The sequence below is a fragment of the Marinimicrobium sp. UBA4209 genome, from assembly GCF_002381585.1.
GTDB lineage: Bacteria > Pseudomonadota > Gammaproteobacteria > Pseudomonadales > Cellvibrionaceae > Marinimicrobium > Marinimicrobium koreense.
The window spans coordinates 1918-2445 of record NZ_DFTP01000085.1 but is presented as its reverse complement, the minus strand read 5'-3'; the positions used below and the strand labels follow the sequence as shown (position 1 = coordinate 2445).

The window sequence follows — 528 nt, the reverse complement described above, 5'->3', positions numbered from 1 at the left end:
ATCAAGGGCTCGATCCACTCGGACAGAAATTCGCGCTGCAGCTCGGCCACCTGCTGGTCGCTCAGGGAGGCAAAGGGCGCAAGGGAGAACCCCAGGTACTCGTGAATGTCCAGGCTGCCGTCCTGATAGGCGCGGTAGAAGTCGTCGTTGCGGGATTTGTACTCCCCGGGATCGACCAGCGCCTTGTGGATCAGGAATTCGCCCCAGCGGTGGTCGCTGTCACCGGCGATCAGGGTGTTGTCCAGGTCAAAGATTGCGAGACTCACGGGGTACCTGCGGTTGCTTGGCCAAAGCCGCTAAGCATAGCGGCTCCTCAGGCCGGGCTCAACTGCGCCAATTGCTGAGCGCAATGACTTTATGGAACAATAGGCCGGAGTACTTTTATAACGACTGAAATAAGGATTGGCTGAGTCCCGTGATAGACGCCGAAGGTTTTCGCCCCAATGTGGGTATTGTATTGACCAATGACCAGGGCCAGTTGCTCTGGGCGCGGCGCGTTGGGGGGCAGGATGCCTGGCAGTTCCCGCA

1 protein-coding gene and 1 pseudogene are annotated in these 528 nt (G+C 58.9%); one reads left to right on the top strand and one right to left on the bottom strand.

Features of this window, described 5'->3' with window-relative positions; genetic code table 11:
- Positions 1–266: pseudogene (locus B3187_RS12320) on the bottom strand (haloacid dehalogenase-like hydrolase); the annotation flags it as partial.
- 149 nt (positions 267–415) lie between these two features.
- Here B3187_RS12320 and B3187_RS12315 point away from each other — a divergent pair.
- Positions 416–528 (top strand): NUDIX domain-containing protein (locus B3187_RS12315; protein WP_286806825.1); only part of this gene is annotated, 113 nt, incomplete at its 3' end.